This is a genomic window from Stenotrophomonas sp. MYb238 (genome assembly GCF_009496535.1).
Taxonomy (GTDB): domain Bacteria; phylum Pseudomonadota; class Gammaproteobacteria; order Xanthomonadales; family Xanthomonadaceae; genus Stenotrophomonas.
In genome coordinates this window covers 89,758-104,488 of record NZ_WIDL01000006.1, presented here as the reverse complement: position 1 = coordinate 104,488, position 14,731 = coordinate 89,758, and the positions used below count along the sequence as shown (strand labels likewise).

The window sequence follows — 14,731 nt, the reverse complement described above, 5'->3', positions numbered from 1 at the left end:
GAGCATAACGCCGGCCCGTGACGGCTGGCGCATGACCGATGGGCCACGCGCTCAGACCCGTATTGGTGGTGAACGGTTCCGTGCCGTATTGGTTGACACTCGTCGGCCCCGTCCGTTTGCCCTACATTCACCTGCCAGCCGCAGTCCAGGAAAGCCGCCGATGGCCAGCAGGATTGTCAGGATGCTTGGCAAGCCCCTCGTACTCGTCTCATTGCTGGGAATCTCGATGAACCCATTTGCTGCATGGGCAAAGAAGGACGGCCCTCGGGGCGACGACTCGCGTTACCAGATCATCAGGATCACGGACAAGGCCTCCGTTCGTTTGCCGTGGTCATGGAGTGGCAGGGCGGCCATTCTGAGCCTGAAAGATCTGGCGCCGCTTGTGGACGAAAGCACGGAGCAGGGCAGGGTGCTGCTTGCCTACATCCGGGATTTGAGCGCCGGTGACGAGGAGCCTTTCATCCTGGACTCCGCCATTCCCCGTGAAGTGAATGATGGTTACAGGGATTACTGGGCGCGCAAGGACAGCGTGCTGCGCGTGGTCGGCTATGAATCGCTGGGGTCCGAGTCGCACACCAATGAGTACCTCGGACCGATTGCGTCGATCCCCACGGATCGCTATGGCGTGGCCACCTACCGGTTGGCCTACGAAGGCGAGGTGTTCGACATGACCGGGCCGATTTACCGGAAAATGGTGAGAAACAAATACTGGTCCCATGCGCAGGTGTTTTTCCCCAGGAACGGAAGTGGCGGAAAAATAGCCATCGTGGCCATCCGGCTGCCGACCAACTCCATGGATTACTTGAACCATCATGGAATCTACGCGGTGATCCCGAAGTCGTCTTGATGCCTGTGCGCGCCGGCCGTTGATCGGCATCGTGCTGGCGGTATCGCCATGCAGCAAGCAGGAAGGAAACAACATCCGCTACAGTCGACGCATCGTTCCGCTGCCGAGGAAACCCGCCGATGGCCCGCAAGACCGTGTTGCTGCCCGCCTTGTTGTGCGCCCTGTCGCCGCTGCTGGCGCAGGCCGAAACCACGCAACGCCCGGAAGTGGCCGCCGCCGCCGCGCGCCTGCAGCGGCAGGTGGTGGAGTGGCGCCGCGACTTCCACCAGCATCCGGAGCTGTCCAACCGCGAGGAACGCACCGCCGCCAAGGTCGCCGAGCGCCTGCGCGCGATGGGCCTGCAGCCGAAGACGGGCGTCGCCGTGCACGGCGTGGTGGCGATCATCAAGGGCGCCCTGCCGGGGCCGAAGATCGCCCTGCGCGCGGACATGGACGCATTGCCGGTGACCGAGCAGACCGGGCTGCCCTTCGCCTCCACCGCCACCTCCGAGTACCGCGGCGAGAAGGTCGGGGTGATGCATGCCTGCGGCCACGACGCGCATACCGCCACCCTGCTGGGCGTGGCCGACGCGCTGGTGGCGATGCGCGACAGGTTGCCCGGCGAGGTGATGCTGATCTTCCAGCCGGCCGAGGAAGGCGCGCCGCCGCCGGAGCAGGGCGGCGCCGAACTGATGCTCAAGGAAGGGCTGTTCAAGGACTTCAAGCCCGAGGCCGTGTTCGGCCTGCACGTGTTCTCCAGCGTCCAGGCCGGGCAGATCGCCGTGCGCGGCGGCCCGCTGATGGCCGCATCCGACCGTTTCGCCATCACCGTCAACGGCCGCCAGACCCACGGCTCGGCGCCGTGGAACGGCATCGACCCGATCGTGGCCGCCTCCGACCTGATCGGCACCGCGCAGACCATCGTCAGCCGCCGTGCCAACCTGTCCAGGCAACCGGCGGTACTGACCTTCGGCGCGATCAAGGGCGGCATCCGCTACAACATCATTCCCGACGTGGTGGAGATGGTCGGCACCATCCGCACCTTCGATGCGGACATGCGCCGGCAGATCTTCGCCGACCTGCGCAACGTCGCCGAGCACACCGCCGCCGCGCATGGCGCCACCGCCACCACCGACATCTACGAGAAGGACGGCAACCCGGCCACGGTCAACGACCCGGCGCTGACCGCGCGCATGCTGCCCAGCCTGCAGGCCGTGGTCGGCAAGGACAATGTCTACGAGCCGCCGCTGCAGATGGGCTCGGAGGACTTCTCGCTGTATGCCCAGCAGGTGCCGGCGATGTTCTTCTTCGTCGGCTCCACCGGCGCGGGCATCGACCCGGCCACCGCGCCCAGCAACCACTCGCCCAGGTTCCTGCTCGACGAGAAGGCGCTGGACGTGGGTCTGCGCGCGCTGCTGCAGGTGTCGCTGGACTACCTGCACGGCGCGCAGGGATAAGCTTCAGCGGACGTCGACCCGGTAGTCGGCGGTGCGCGCGGCCGGTTCGCCGCGCTCCCAGGGCCGCCGGTACTCCAGCCGCAGCAGCGCTTGCCCGGGCTGCTCCGCGCGGAACCGCAGGCGCTGCAGGACAGGGCCGCCGGGCCGGGCCGGCGCCGCCGTGGCGGTATCGGCCGACGGCGCGATGGCGGCCAGCTGCGGCTGTCCGCTCTCGACCACCTGCCACTGGTAGCCGGTGCCGGCGTTGCCTTCCAGCGCGACCTCCAGGATCTGCCCGACCTCCAGGGTGTTCGCCGAATCGGCCCGGGCATGCACGATCGTGGGGGGCGTCTGTGGCGGTTGTCCCTGGCAGGCGGCCAGGCCCAGCAGCAGGGCCAGTGTCGTGGACGGTCGGATCATGGCGGTCGGCTCCGATGCAGGCGCGGCTAACGTAACAGCTCCTACAATTGCCGCATGAACACCCCCCACGATTCCAGCCTCGGCCGCGAGGTCGCCTACCCCGCGCAGTACGACCCGGGCCTGCTGTTCCCGATTCCGCGCGCCGCCGCGCGTGCCGAGATCGGTCTCGATGCCGCGCTGCCCTTCGTCGGCCAGGACCGCTGGCACGTGTACGAGCTGGGCTGGCTGGACACGCGCGGCAAGCCCTGCGTGGCCACCGCCACGCTGTGGGTGCCGGCCGCCTCGCCCAACCTGGTCGAGTCCAAGTCGCTCAAGCTCTACCTGAACTCCCTCAACGCCGCGCGTTTGGGCAGCGCCGCCGACGTGCGCGGGCGCATCGCCGCCGATCTTTCCGCCTGCGCCGGTGCCGAGGTCGTGGTCGAATTCGGCCTGCCGCCCGTGGCCGATGCCGAGGGCGACTCCATCGACGGCCTGGACCTGGACATCGACCACTACGGCCCGCCGCAGGCCGGCTTCCTGCGCGCCGACGCCGGCGACGTGGTCGCCGAAACCCTGGTTTCGGCCCTGCTCAAGTCCAACTGCCCGGTGACCGGCCAGCCCGACTGGGCCAGCGTGAGCATCCGCTACGCGGGCCCGCGCATCGACCGCGGCGGCCTGCTGCGCTACCTGGCCAGCTACCGCGACCACGCCGAATTCCACGAGCAATGCGTGGAGCGCCTCTTCCTCGACCTGTTGCGCCACTGCGGCTGCCGTTCGCTGGACGTGGAGGCGCGCTACACCCGCCGCGGCGGCCTGGACATCAACCCGCGCCGTTCGACCGCCGACTTCGCCGCCGGCCACCGCCCATTCCGCGACCCCCGCCAGTAATCCGGCCGGGATTGTCTTCCGGGTATACGCCGGCTTTACGCCGGCGCGATGGTTCCTTAACGCGGGGGGTGCAATCGTTGCACCCAGCCGAGGAGGAACGACCCGATGAGCAACGACAAGAAGGCCGATTTCTCGGACGTGACGTCCAAAGTGGACAGCACGGCCGAGGTCGTACAGAAGGCGGATTTTTCCGACGTGACGGCGCGGGTGGATTCCACCGCGCAGATCGTGGGTGAGCAGTCCTACACCGTGCAGAAGGGCGACAGCCTTTCGCGGATCGCCAAGAACCAGCTGGGCGACGCCAATGCATGGAAGCGGATCTTCGAAGCCAACCGCGACGTGCTCGACGACCCGGACAAGATCTTCCCCGGGCAGACCCTGAAGATCCCGCCCCGCCAGGGCTGAGGCCACCAGGCCCGACCGCCCACTCCCTCCCATTCCGGAGCATCCCATGAAGAAGACTTCGCTCAGCAGTGTCCTGATGATCGCCCTGGCCGGTACGCTGGCCCTGGCCGGCTGCAAGAAGAAGGAAGAAACCACGCCGCCGCCGATGACCAACACGCCGGCACCCGCGCCGATGAGCGAGCCGGCCCCGGCTCCTGCTCCGGCGGTCAACGTCACCGCGGTCACCGTCGGCACCATGGCCGCGGCCGACAAGTCGGTGACGCCGGTGGCCATGATCGGCAGCAAGGACAAGATCATCGTTTCGGTGAAGACCGACGGTACTGCCAACAACGCCACGCTGGCCGCCAAGCTCACCTACCAGGACGGCCAGGTTGCCGGCGAGCAGAGCGCCACGCTCAACACCAGCGGCACCGATACCACCAATCTCGAGTTCAGCAAGGCAAGCGCATGGCCCGCCGGCAAGTACCGCGCGGACGTGACCCTGGATGGCCAGCCGGTCGGCACCACCCAGGAGTTCGAAGTGAAGTAGCAAGCGGCTCTACCTGCCGTCCCTCTCTCCCGGCAGGTGCAGGCCATGGGCGCAGTCGCGAGACTGCGCCTTTTTTTGTTTCACGATGACTCCAGCCCGGTAGTTCGCTGGACTGCGACGTAGCCCGATACAACAGGTTTATCAATAGCTTACGCGCGTCCATCATATGCCGGTGCTTTCTGAAACTTGACCCGGTTCTCCCTCGCGCCGCTCCTATCTGGCTCCTGGAATCCGGGTCGTTCCAAGGAGTCATCATGGCAAAGATCAAGCTCACCAAGACCGCCGTAGAGTCGGCGCAACCCCAGGCGAAGGACATCGAACTACGGGATACCGTCGTGCCCGGCTTCCTTTGCAAGATTACCCCGACGGGACGCCGGGTGTTCATGCTCCAGTACCGCACGAACTCTGGCCAGCCCCGCAAGCCCTCGCTGGGACTCTACGGGGAGCTAACCGTCGAACAGGCGCGGGTCAAAGCGCAGGACTGGCTGGCCGAGGTTCGCCGGGGTGGTGATCCCGGCGGTGCCAAGGCCGAGGCGCGCAAGGCGCCCACGATGGCCGAGTTGTGCAAAAAGTTCATGGAGGACTACTCCAAGAAGCGCAACAAGGTCAGCACGCAGGACGGCTACCAGGGCGTCATCGACCGCAACATCATCCCGCTGCTGGGCCGCAAGAAGGTGCATGACGTGAAGCGGCCCGACATTGCGGGGCTCATGGAAAAGCTGGCCTACAAGCCGACCGAGGCCAACAAGACCTTCGGCGTGCTGCGCAAGATGTTCAACTTGGCCGAAGTCTGGGGCTTCCGCCCGGACGGTACGAATCCGTGCCGCCACGTCCCGATGTACCCGCCGGGCAAGGAAACCCGGCTCATCGTGGACGAGGAAATGGTGCGGATCTTCCGCCAGTTGGAGAAACTGGAGGCGGAGGGGCTGGAGAACTACGTCATCCCGTTGGCGATCCGGCTGCAATTCGAGTTTGCGGCGCGGCGCTCCGAAATCTGCCCGCTCGAATGGAGCTGGCTGGACTTCGAGAACCGGCGCGTGGTGTGGCCCGACAGCAAGGTTGGCGGCATTTCCAAGCCCATGAGCGAGGAAGCCTATCGGCTGCTTTCGACGGCGCCGCGTCTGGAAGGCTGCCCTTACGTCCTGCCGTCGCCGAACGACCCGGCCAAGCACCTGACCTTTGGCGAGCACTATGGCGGCTGGTGCCGGACGCTCAAGGCCGCCAGCGTGCCGCACGTAGGCACGCACGGCATCCGTCATCGCTCGACCACCGACATTGCCAATTCCGGTGTGCCGACCAAAGTGGGAATGAAGCTGACGGGCCACAAGACCGTGGCGATGTTCATGCACTACGTCCACACCGAGGACAAGCCGGTGCGCGAGGCGGCCGAGCTGGTGGCCAGCCGCCGCCAAGCCATCACGGGCGCGCGGCAGCTTGCGGAGGCGGTGGCATGAACGGGCGCCGGCCATCAGCAGCATCGCTCGCAGCGCCCGCGGCGCTGCTGGGCGACATTCGGGCACTGATCGAGGCGGCGCGCAAGCGCGCCGCCTCGACGGTGAATAGCGAGCTTACGATGCTCTACTGGCGCATCGGCCAACGCATCCACACGCAGGTCTTGGACAGGCGCCGGGGCGCCTACGGCAAGGAAGTTCTGCCCACCTTGGCTGCGCAGTTGGTGGAGGAGTACGGCAGCAGCTTTGCAGAGCAGAACTTGCGCCGCATGGTGCAGTTCGCCGCCACCTTCCCCGACGAGCGAATTCTCGTATCACTGATACGAGAATTGAGCTGGACGCACTTCATCGCCCTGATGCCGCTGAAAGACCCGCTCCAGCGGGACTACTACGCACAGATGGCCAGCACCCAACGCTGGAGCGTGCGGACGCTGCGCGAGCGTATCGACTCGATGCTGTACGAGCGCACGGCGCTTTCCCAAAAGCCGGAAGAAACCATAGCGCAGGAGTTGGCGACCCTGCGCGATGCGCAGCGCATGTCGCCGGCCCTGGTCATGCGCGACCCGTACATCCTCGACTTCCTGGGCCTGCGGGACACTTGGCAGGAAGGCGACTTGGAAGCGGCGATCATCCGTGAAATGGAGTCCTTCCTGCTGGAGCTGGGCGCGGGCTTCTCATTCGTCGCCCGGCAGAAGCGCATTCCGATCGACGACGAGGATTTCCACCTTGACCTTCTGTTCTACAACCGCAAGCTGCGGCGGCTGGTTGCGGTGGAGTTGAAGGTAGGTGACTTCAAGGCGGCCTACAAAGGGCAGATGGAGCTTTACCTTCGGTGGCTAGACAAGCACGAACGGGAGCCGGAGGAAGCCTCGCCGCTCGGGATCATCCTTTGCACCGGCAAGAAGCGCGAGCAGATCGAATTGCTGGAGCTGGACAAGTCCGGCATCCACGTTGCCGAGTATCTGACCGCCTTGCCGCCGAGGGGCGTGCTGGTGGAGCGGCTGCAACAGGCAACGCAACGGGCGCAGTTGCAAATCGAGCAGCGCAAGACGGACAACGAGTAGTCCTGTCCCAAGCAGTCGGGCGTCCCGGCGTGCCGCCGTCGCGCTGTCGTGCTGCGCATCGAGCTTCGCTGCGCGAGTCTCGCCCCTGTCGGGCTTCCATCACTGACGCCTCCGTCCCGGCTCGTTGATCCGGGCCTGCGCGCTCCGCTTGCCAAAAATCGACTCTGTGCAGTGGGCGGGTGTGGGCGGTCTTGCTGTTCCCTTCACCGTATCACGGCGTTCTCGCCGTCAAGGGCGGCGCGCGCCATGCGCGCTTGCGTCCTGGCGGCCGTCTGCGACCCCTGACTGCTTGCGCTGCGCCGTGCTGCCGCCGGTTCCGGGCAATTCCGCCCGAGCAACCGGAGCACGATCATGTCGCAACTGTCCTTTCCCTCGTTCGATTCCTGTCTGCTGGTGCGCGACGCGCACGGGCGCTATCTACCGGCATCGGCCGACGACATTCTGGAAGCTGCGCGCCAGGTCATTGACCGGAAAATGCAGCGCGGAGCAGAGTTCACTTCGCCGGCGGCGGTCAAGGAATACTTGCGTACAAAGTTGGCCAGCTTCGAGCATGAGGTGTTCGTAGTGCTGTTCATGGATACGCGCCATCGTCTGATCGAATACAGGGAGATGTTCCACGGCACTATTGACGGTGCGTCGGTGTATCCGCGCGAAGTGGTCAAGGAGGCGCTGCGGCTCAATGCGGCGGCGGTCGTCGTTTCGCACAACCATCCGAGCGGAAACCCCGAGCCGAGCGCGGCTGACCGGGCGCTGACCCAGCGGCTCAAGGAAGCGTTGGGTCTGGTGGACGTGCGCGTGCTCGATCACATCATCGTTGCGGGCAACGAAACGGCATCGTTCGCCGAGCATGGGCTGATCTAGCCCAAGGGGCTTCGGCCCCTTTTTGCTGCGCCTGGTGGCATAGCTATGGCCCTCGCGGCCTGATGCTCAGGCCGTCGCAACCTGAATCATCTCGTCGTAATGTTTCTTGTCCACCTCTTCCAGCCACTGGAAGATGTTCCCGATGACGCTGTGGCTTTCGCCTGCCAAGTTTTCTGCGGATTCCTCTGTTATCTCAATAACGTCGCTATGTGAATACTTATTGATAAAGCGGTAGATTTTTTCTTTAAGCTCTGGTGTCGTGATGGTGCAATCTTTTAGGCCAGCCTCCATCAATTGACTAATGTCGCTTCGCCGCCTTGGATATTTGAAGGTAAAAAACGATTCAACAAGCTTTCGGGCGAGGTTGGCGGTCAAGAACGCCTCATCTCGATTGAGTGTCGTGTGCGCCCTATATTCGTAAAGCTTCTTGAAGATATAGTGGTACTCGGAACCGTAGTTCTTGAGTGAGTCGTCGGCATCCACAAGTAGGGAGTGACGAGGGGAGCCAGGTGGCGCATCCAGGCGATAAAAGAAGCAATTCTCGGCGTTGCCTTTTTTGACTCGATTCCTATTGGTGCCAGTGAACCAGTCTCTCACTAGCTTAAAGTAAGTGAAGTTGTGAGTCAGCACAAAAAGTTGCTTGGCTTCAGTGCATTGCGTTCTCAAAAACGAGTAGGCGTGAAACAAGTGATTAGAATCAAAGCTTGAGACCGGATCGTCAACGACGACGATCGTATCCTTGATGTTATTTCCATTTTCTTTGAGCTTCGTGATGAAATAGACAAATGCAATCGCAGTCTTCTCACCTTCGCTCAAATTCCCATCGTGCTCACCAACCCCGTTTCTGATGATCTCATAGCCTTTCTTCTTCTGATTGAAGTTCAGGCAAAGCTCAGAGCGGCCAATGAAGCGATGCAGGATGTCATTGAACTCCTTTGCCCCGACCGTTTCATTCGAGAGCGCCGCTTCTATGGCTCCGACCTCTAGACTAATTTTTTCAATTTCCTTATGGTCGTTCTTTGCTTCTGACTCAAGGTCATTGCACTTCTTCTCACTTCCAGCATAGTCAAACTCTTGCACCTCAGCCGCAGCAAAGTGAAGCTCCAGTGCCACCTTGCTTTTTGAGGTCTCAGATTTGAAATTTGAAGTCTTATTGTTGTGCTTTCCAACGAGAGCAACAATCGACTTCAGGATGTCATTGAAATTGGTGACATCGTCTTCAACCACATCCGAGATCTGAATGTCTGTCTTCCCAGGGTCTGTGATCTTGGCCTTCAGGGCTTCCCGCCAGGCGTCCATTTGCTGGTCGATCTTTTCAGCAGCAGTTGCGTAGTCCTTTTGAAGCTTTTCTGCCTCGGCCGATAGTTCTTTATAAAACTCGGTCGATGCGGGAAACTGATTAGCTGGAGCGCCTTGAGATTCAATCCATGTCGCCGCATTCTGAAGTCGGCTCTGAAACTCCGTGAACTCCTTGCTGAAGTGGGCAGCAAGCGCCTCGGCACGAAGCTGGGCGAACGGAGAGCCGCAGAACTCGCAGGATTGCGAGTCGTGGTTTTTATGGATTTCCAAGCCTGCTTGAACCCATTCGCGGATGTCCGGGTTATCGGTAAGCCGCTGGATTGCTTGATTGACCGCCGTAGTCCCAATCAAATCTCTGATGCGGCCCGCCGCTTTCTTAAAGTAGTCCGGCTCAATGGCCGTTGAGGCGAAAGCAATGCTTGGAAGCTGATCTGGCTTGGCGGCATTCGTAAGGTCGATAACCCTCTCATCTGGAAGAACCGACTCCGCCTTGATAATTGTCTCGCCGTTATTCTGTATGAAGTTGGAGAGCTTGCGGCGGTCGTAATTCAAGTAATAACTGTCGCTCGTATCAATCGCCTGAAGTCCAAGCTTCATTTTCTTGGCAGCATTGGTCAGGAACTTCTCTAATGCCTCACGCTGCTTCTTGATATCGCTTTGCTTGTCGTCGTGAGCCTTCTTTTTCGACTGAAGCTCGCTCTTCAGCTTCTCCAGCTTCTGCAAGTCATCAATCTTCTCTTTCGCAATAAGAAGGATGCTCTTTACGGATTTGTCCCAATCAATGTTCTCATGCACGAAGCGTTGATTGAAAACATGAATATTCAATTGGGATGAGTGGAGTGTGGATTCCGTGATCGTTGAGCCATCCTCCAGAACTACTGAAAATTGGCCCGTGCTGAAGCGGGGAACCATCGAGCGAAGCTCAAAGCAAGAGAATAGATTCGATAACGTTGACTTGCCTGTTCCATTCCAACCATAGACCAGGTTGTACCGGCCGAACTTTTGGATCTTCGTTCCATTGAAGTCGCTGAAGATTCCGAACTGTTTGAGGCGGTTGATGCAGACAATCATCTCTAGATCTCCGTGTTCTTGCTTTCCCATCATTAGCTTGCGAAACAAATGGTAAACGAAGAGTCCTCTTGCGTCTCCGCTTCGCGGATCGCGCTGCTCCAGGTTCGCTAGTCGCTCATCCCTGGCGGGACTGGCTTCGCCAGCCTTCCGCATCGCTGACGCCTACGGCCCGGCTTCCAGCTTCGGGCCTGCGCGCTTCGCTTGCGTGCGGTCAGCACAAAGGGATGGCCGTTGCCTTGTCCAGCCGTCTCCCCTGACTTCATCACCTTACCCGCGACCGTAGCCCGCGCCCGTGTGCCGTCAAGGCGCGCAGGGCCGTGTCCTCGGCTGCGCCTGCGGGCCGCACCCACCCTGCGCTTGGCTCCTTGACGGCCCCCGTCCGCGCGCTCCTTTGGCCGCGGGCGATGAACTCAGGAAAGACGGTGGCAACAGGGCCAACCGGGTTCCTCGTGCCGACCGCACCAAACAGCCGAAAGGCTGGGCTCCGAATCTAGAAATCCGGTGTGCGGTGTGAACAGCAAACCTCTTTTGTCAGGAGAAAGACCATGCAACTCGCATCCCGTTTCGCTTTCCGCTCCCCCTCGCTGCGCAGCGATTACCCGCTGTCCGACGACCAGATTCACCGCGTGGCCCCGTCCATCTTCGCGGATGCCCCGCACGAGAGCCGTTCGCAGCGGTACGCCTATATCCCCACCGCCGCCGTGCTGACCGAGCTTCGCAAAGAAGGCTTCCAGCCTTTCATGGTGACGCAAACCCGCGTGCGCGACGAAGGCAAGCGCGAGCACACCAAACACATGATTCGCTTGCGCCATGCCAGCCAGATCAACGGCGCGGAGGCCAACGAAATCGTGCTGCTGAACTCGCACGACGGCACCAGCAGCTATCAGATGCTGGCCGGAATGTTCCGGTTCGTGTGCAGCAATGGCCTTGTTTGCGGCAACACCGTGGCCGATGTGCGAGTGCCCCATAAAGGCGACGTGGCCGGTCTGGTCATTGAGGGCGCTTACGAAGTCTTGAGCGGTTTCGATCGGGTGAAGGAATCGCGCGATGCCATGCGCGGCATCACCTTGGACGATGGCGAATCCGAAGTGTTCGCCCGCGCCGCGCTCGCCCTCAAGTACGACGACCCCGACAAGCCCGCGCCCATCACGGAATCGCAAATCCTGATGCCGCGCCGCTTCGACGACCGCCGCCCCGACCTGTGGAGCGTGTTCAACCGCACCCAAGAAAACCTGACCCAAGGCGGGCTGCGTGGCCGCAGCGCCAACGGGCGCCGACAGCAAACCCGCCCGGTGCAGGGCATCGACCAAAACATCCGACTGAATCGCGCCCTCTGGCTGCTGGCCGATGGCATGCGCCAGTTGAAAGCCTGAATCCCCACGCGGCAGGGGCAGGCAGCAGCCCTTGTCGCTTTCTTCGCTGCTGCATTCCTGAACCGATAGGAGTTATCACCATGAACGCCGTTACCCAAACCGAAGCCCGCGCCATCAACACCGCCGCCGCTATCCCGCTGGAAGCCGCTGACCCGACCAAGAACCTGATTCTGGTTCCGCTGTCGCGGCTGGTGTCGCGCCCCACTGGCCGCAACGTGCGCAAGACCCCGCGCATGTCCATTCCCGAACTCGCCGCCAGCATCCAGCGTGTCGGCCTGCTGCAAAACCTCATCGTGATTGCCGCCGCCGACGGCGAGCATTACGAAGTCGTGGCCGGTGGCCGTCGCCTCGCAGCGTTGAAGCTGCTGGCGAAGAAGCACCGCATCAGCAAGGAATGGGAGGTGCCTTGCCTGCAGGTGGCCGATGGCACCGCACGCACGGCCAGCCTGACCGAGAACGTGCAGCGCGAAGCCATGCACCCCGCCGACCAGTTCGAGGCGTTCGCCGCGCTGGTGGCCGAAGGCCGCAGCATCGAGGATATCGCAGCGGATTTTTCCGTCACGCCGCTGGTGGTGCAGCGCCGCTTGAAACTCGCCAACGTCTCGCCGCGCCTGCTGGCCGACTATCGCGCCGAGGCCGTGAGCCTTGACCAGTTGATGGCCCTTGCCATCACCGACGACCACGCCGCGCAGGAAGCCGCGTTCTACGATGCGCCGACATGGCAGCGCAGCCCGCACAACCTGCGCGACCGTCTGACCGAACGCGAAATCGACGCCTACCGGCATCCGCTGGTGCGCTTTGTCGGGCTGGACGGCTACGAGCAGGAAGGCGGTGGCATCCGCCGCGACCTGTTCGCGGAGGGCGACAAAGGCGTGTATCTGACCGATGCCGCACTGCTGGAACGGCTGGCGCAGGACAAGCTGGCAGGTATCGCCGCCAAGGTGCAGGCCGAGGGCTGGGCGTGGGTGGATGCCACGCCGGGCATGACCCATGCCGATCTGCAAGCCTTCCAGCGTGCGCCAAGGGAACGCCGCAGTCCGAACAAGCGCGACGCGCAGCGCATCGAGAAGCTGCAAACCAAGCTGCACGAACTGGCCGAAGCCGTGGATGCCGCGCTGGACGACGAAGACGAAGAAAAGGCCGATGCCTTGCAGGAAGAAGGCGAACGCCTGGGCGAGCAGTTGCAGGCGCTGGAAGAAGGCTTGCTGGACTATGCGGCCAATGTGAAGGCCGCAGCCGGTGCCATCGTCACCATCGACCGCGACGGGCAGGCCGCGATTCATCGCGGGCTGCTGCGCGAAGCCGAAGCCAAGGCGCTGCGCACGCTGGAACGACTGCGGCAGGGTTTCGGCAGCGAAGGCGAAGCCGCAAACGAGGACGAAGGCGAGGACGACGAGCAGCCCAAGACCGCCACCATGTCCGACCGACTGGCGCAGCGGTTGAGCGCGCACCGTACCGCCGCGCTGCAAATCGAAGTGGCCCGGCATCCGCAAGCCGCGCTGGCCGCCGTGGTGCATGGCATGGTGCAGACCGTCTTGCAGGAAAGCCACTACGGCCACGACCTGCCGCTGGGCGTGCGCCTCACGGTGCAAGACCGGCTGGAAGGCATGGCCCCGGACTGGCCGGAATCACCCGCCGCCGTGGCGCTGCGCGAACTGCAACAGGTGGCAGGCGAAACCTTGCCGGAGGACAGCGCCGAACTGTTCGCCGCGCTGCTGGCGAAATCACAGGATGAACTGGTGCGGCTGCTGGCCGTGTGCTTAGCTTCCACGGTGGACGTGGTGACGCCTCGCGCCACGCCGCACCAGCCCGGCGCGGAACTGGCGCAGGCCGTGGGGCTGGATATGGCCGCGTGGTGGCAGCCCACCAATGAGGGTTACTTCCGGCATGTGCCGAAGGCCGCGATTCTGGAAGCCGTTGGCGGGTTCGCGCCCTCGCACGTCACCCGACTGGCGAAGTTGAAGAAGGGCGACATTGCCAGCGAAGCCGAACGGCTCGCCGCTGGCACCGGCTGGATGCCCGCCATCTTCCGCACCGAAGGCCCGCAGCAGGCCGGGCAGGACGCGCCGGCGGATGGCGAAGCCGAAGCACAGGAAGAAGCGGCCGCCGTGGCGGATGTCCAGCCGCAGGCCGAGGCTTTGGCCGCGTGACTTCGCACCGTAGATAGCGCCCCGGTTCCGGCCGGGGCGCTTCATATTGAGGATGCCTGCCATGACCCACCAACCCGCAAACCGCCCCCGTATGGCTGCGACCTATGCCTCCGGCACGGTGCGCGCCCGCCGCTGGCACGGCGACGGCGACGTGCGCGGCTACCGTCCGCCGCGTGGCTGGACGGCCCGCGCCGACCTGACCGATCTGCATCCCCTCACGGGCCGCGCCTTGCCGCGCGCCGTGTGGTGGATCATCGAAACCAAGAAATAACGAGCCGCACCGGCCCCAAGCCGTGCCGCCTTGGGGCCGGTGGTCGAAAACTCCGGGCGCGGCGGTGGCCGCGCCCGGTTTCACTGCTAAAAAAAAGCCCCATCGCCGCCTTCGGTCGGCGGCGATGGGGCCACGCACAAGGGCGCTCGTGCGCGAAATCCACGAAGCCAGCAAGTGTGGCGGCGCATCGCGCCGCCAACGATTCGACCGAGCCCCGCCGCAATGGGCGGGGCTGGTGTGGCTACGCCCCGGCTTGCTGCGGCAGGTTGCACGAAAGCGTGCCGTCCCCGACGCTGGCGGTTCGTTGTCTGTACGTCACGAAAGACGGTTCACCGACACGCCGCCCAGCCTCGCTTCTATGGAGCTTCCACACCACGCCTCAGTATGTGGCCGTGAGCTGCGGCAGGGGCGCTCTGGCCTTGTCGTCGGGGCATTGACCTGGCCCGCGTCAGGGCGCAAGCCGGTGCAGCCGTCACGCGGGGATGCCGAGTTGGCCACGTCTCCATTCGGGAGCGGGCGGCCTGTGCGTCCTTGTCTTGTTGTGAATCCTGGCGGTGGCGCGGCTGCGCCTTGGGCTTCATGGCCGCAACCTTGCAGCGAAAACAATTTCCCCTGCGCTGCGCGCATTCCTCGCGGGACAAATTCTTTTCGCTTCCAGGTTCTCCACGTTGTTGCGACCGCTGCGCGGTGCGACCAGCCCATCCCCCG

General features: G+C 63.3%; 13 protein-coding genes. 11 read left to right on the top strand and 2 right to left on the bottom strand.

Annotated features, from left to right (window positions below; translation table 11 throughout):
• The first annotated feature begins 160 nt into the window (after nucleotides 1-160).
• Together CQ393_RS06085 and CQ393_RS06080 are read left to right on the top strand one after the other, a co-directional pair.
• Nucleotides 161-847 (top strand): hypothetical protein, encoded by a 687-nt coding sequence (locus tag CQ393_RS06085; RefSeq protein ID WP_153190664.1) that lies wholly within the window; start codon nucleotides 161-163, stop codon nucleotides 845-847.
• A gap of 119 nt (nucleotides 848-966) precedes the next feature.
• Nucleotides 967-2,283 (top strand): amidohydrolase, encoded by a 1,317-nt coding sequence (locus CQ393_RS06080; protein ID WP_153190663.1) that lies wholly within the window; start codon nucleotides 967-969, stop codon nucleotides 2,281-2,283.
• Between the two features lie 3 nt (nucleotides 2,284-2,286).
• Here CQ393_RS06080 and CQ393_RS06075 read toward each other — a convergent pair whose 3' ends face one another.
• Nucleotides 2,287-2,682: a protease inhibitor I42 family protein gene (locus CQ393_RS06075; protein ID WP_153190662.1), complete on the bottom strand. Its 396-nt coding sequence runs from the start codon at nucleotides 2,680-2,682 to the stop codon at nucleotides 2,287-2,289.
• Nucleotides 2,683-2,736: 54 nt separating this feature from the next.
• On the opposite strand from CQ393_RS06075, the gene queF reads away from it, so the two are divergent.
• The 6 genes from queF to radC all read left to right on the top strand — a co-directional run bounded on the left by queF (nucleotide 2,737) and on the right by radC (nucleotide 7,859).
• Nucleotides 2,737-3,549 (top strand): NADPH-dependent 7-cyano-7-deazaguanine reductase QueF, encoded by an 813-nt coding sequence (queF, locus tag CQ393_RS06070; RefSeq protein WP_153190661.1) that lies wholly within the window; start codon nucleotides 2,737-2,739, stop codon nucleotides 3,547-3,549.
• Nucleotides 3,550-3,654: 105 nt separating this feature from the next.
• On the top strand, nucleotides 3,655-3,954 hold the full coding sequence (locus CQ393_RS06065; protein ID WP_153190660.1) for a LysM peptidoglycan-binding domain-containing protein: 300 nt from the start codon (nucleotides 3,655-3,657) through the stop codon (nucleotides 3,952-3,954).
• Between the two features lie 46 nt (nucleotides 3,955-4,000).
• Nucleotides 4,001-4,483 carry a hypothetical protein gene (locus CQ393_RS06060; RefSeq protein WP_153190659.1) on the top strand — a complete coding sequence of 161 codons (483 nt, stop codon included), beginning with the start codon at nucleotides 4,001-4,003 and terminating at the stop codon, nucleotides 4,481-4,483.
• Between the two features lie 254 nt (nucleotides 4,484-4,737).
• Nucleotides 4,738-5,937 (top strand): site-specific integrase, encoded by a 1,200-nt coding sequence (locus CQ393_RS06055; RefSeq protein ID WP_014603550.1) that lies wholly within the window; start codon nucleotides 4,738-4,740, stop codon nucleotides 5,935-5,937.
• Nucleotides 5,934-6,998, top strand: a complete 1,065-nt coding sequence (locus CQ393_RS06050) for a PDDEXK nuclease domain-containing protein (RefSeq protein WP_016487843.1) — start codon at nucleotides 5,934-5,936, stop codon at nucleotides 6,996-6,998. The genes CQ393_RS06055 and CQ393_RS06050 overlap by 4 nt, the downstream gene beginning before the upstream one ends.
• Nucleotides 6,999-7,349: 351 nt before the next feature.
• On the top strand, nucleotides 7,350-7,859 hold the full coding sequence (radC, locus tag CQ393_RS06045; protein ID WP_016487841.1) for a DNA repair protein RadC: 510 nt from the start codon (nucleotides 7,350-7,352) through the stop codon (nucleotides 7,857-7,859).
• A 66-nt stretch (nucleotides 7,860-7,925) separates the two neighbouring features.
• Here the strand turns inward: radC and CQ393_RS06040 are convergent, their stop codons facing one another.
• A complete protein-coding gene (locus CQ393_RS06040) occupies nucleotides 7,926-10,382 on the bottom strand; it encodes an AAA family ATPase (RefSeq protein WP_016487840.1) in 2,457 nt (818 codons plus the stop codon).
• Between the two features lie 392 nt (nucleotides 10,383-10,774).
• On the opposite strand from CQ393_RS06040, the gene CQ393_RS06035 reads away from it, so the two are divergent.
• From CQ393_RS06035 to CQ393_RS06025, 3 genes are all read left to right on the top strand, one after another.
• Complete coding sequence (locus CQ393_RS06035) at nucleotides 10,775-11,602, top strand: DUF932 domain-containing protein (protein ID WP_003092327.1); 828 nt, start codon at nucleotides 10,775-10,777, stop codon at nucleotides 11,600-11,602.
• 80 nt (nucleotides 11,603-11,682) lie between these two features.
• The gene (locus tag CQ393_RS06030) at nucleotides 11,683-13,752 is read left to right on the top strand and encodes a ParB/RepB/Spo0J family partition protein (protein WP_006379606.1); all 2,070 of its coding nucleotides are present in this window, start codon (nucleotides 11,683-11,685) and stop codon (nucleotides 13,750-13,752) included.
• A gap of 61 nt (nucleotides 13,753-13,813) precedes the next feature.
• Nucleotides 13,814-14,023 carry a hypothetical protein gene (locus tag CQ393_RS06025; protein WP_016487839.1) on the top strand — a complete coding sequence of 70 codons (210 nt, stop codon included), beginning with the start codon at nucleotides 13,814-13,816 and terminating at the stop codon, nucleotides 14,021-14,023.
• The last annotated feature ends 708 nt before the right edge of the window (nucleotides 14,024-14,731 follow it).

Excerpts from the sequence above, each read along its gene's own strand:
- queF (WP_153190661.1), top strand. The coding sequence starts at position 2,737 with ATGAACACCCCCCACGATTCCAGCCTCGGCCGCGAGGTCGCCTACCCC.
- CQ393_RS06075 (WP_153190662.1), bottom strand. The coding sequence starts at position 2,682 with ATGATCCGACCGTCCACGACACTGGCCCTGCTGCTGGGCCTGGCCGCC.
- radC (WP_016487841.1), top strand. The coding sequence starts at position 7,350 with ATGTCGCAACTGTCCTTTCCCTCGTTCGATTCCTGTCTGCTGGTGCGC.
- CQ393_RS06080 (WP_153190663.1), top strand. The coding sequence starts at position 967 with ATGGCCCGCAAGACCGTGTTGCTGCCCGCCTTGTTGTGCGCCCTGTCG.
- CQ393_RS06060 (WP_153190659.1), top strand. The coding sequence starts at position 4,001 with ATGAAGAAGACTTCGCTCAGCAGTGTCCTGATGATCGCCCTGGCCGGT.
- CQ393_RS06085 (WP_153190664.1), top strand. The coding sequence starts at position 161 with ATGGCCAGCAGGATTGTCAGGATGCTTGGCAAGCCCCTCGTACTCGTC.
- CQ393_RS06030 (WP_006379606.1), top strand. The coding sequence starts at position 11,683 with ATGAACGCCGTTACCCAAACCGAAGCCCGCGCCATCAACACCGCCGCC.
- CQ393_RS06035 (WP_003092327.1), top strand. The coding sequence starts at position 10,775 with ATGCAACTCGCATCCCGTTTCGCTTTCCGCTCCCCCTCGCTGCGCAGC.
- CQ393_RS06025 (WP_016487839.1), top strand. The coding sequence starts at position 13,814 with ATGACCCACCAACCCGCAAACCGCCCCCGTATGGCTGCGACCTATGCC.
- CQ393_RS06065 (WP_153190660.1), top strand. The coding sequence starts at position 3,655 with ATGAGCAACGACAAGAAGGCCGATTTCTCGGACGTGACGTCCAAAGTG.
- CQ393_RS06050 (WP_016487843.1), top strand. The coding sequence starts at position 5,934 with ATGAACGGGCGCCGGCCATCAGCAGCATCGCTCGCAGCGCCCGCGGCG.
- CQ393_RS06040 (WP_016487840.1), bottom strand. The coding sequence starts at position 10,382 with ATGCGGAAGGCTGGCGAAGCCAGTCCCGCCAGGGATGAGCGACTAGCG.
- CQ393_RS06055 (WP_014603550.1), top strand. The coding sequence starts at position 4,738 with ATGGCAAAGATCAAGCTCACCAAGACCGCCGTAGAGTCGGCGCAACCC.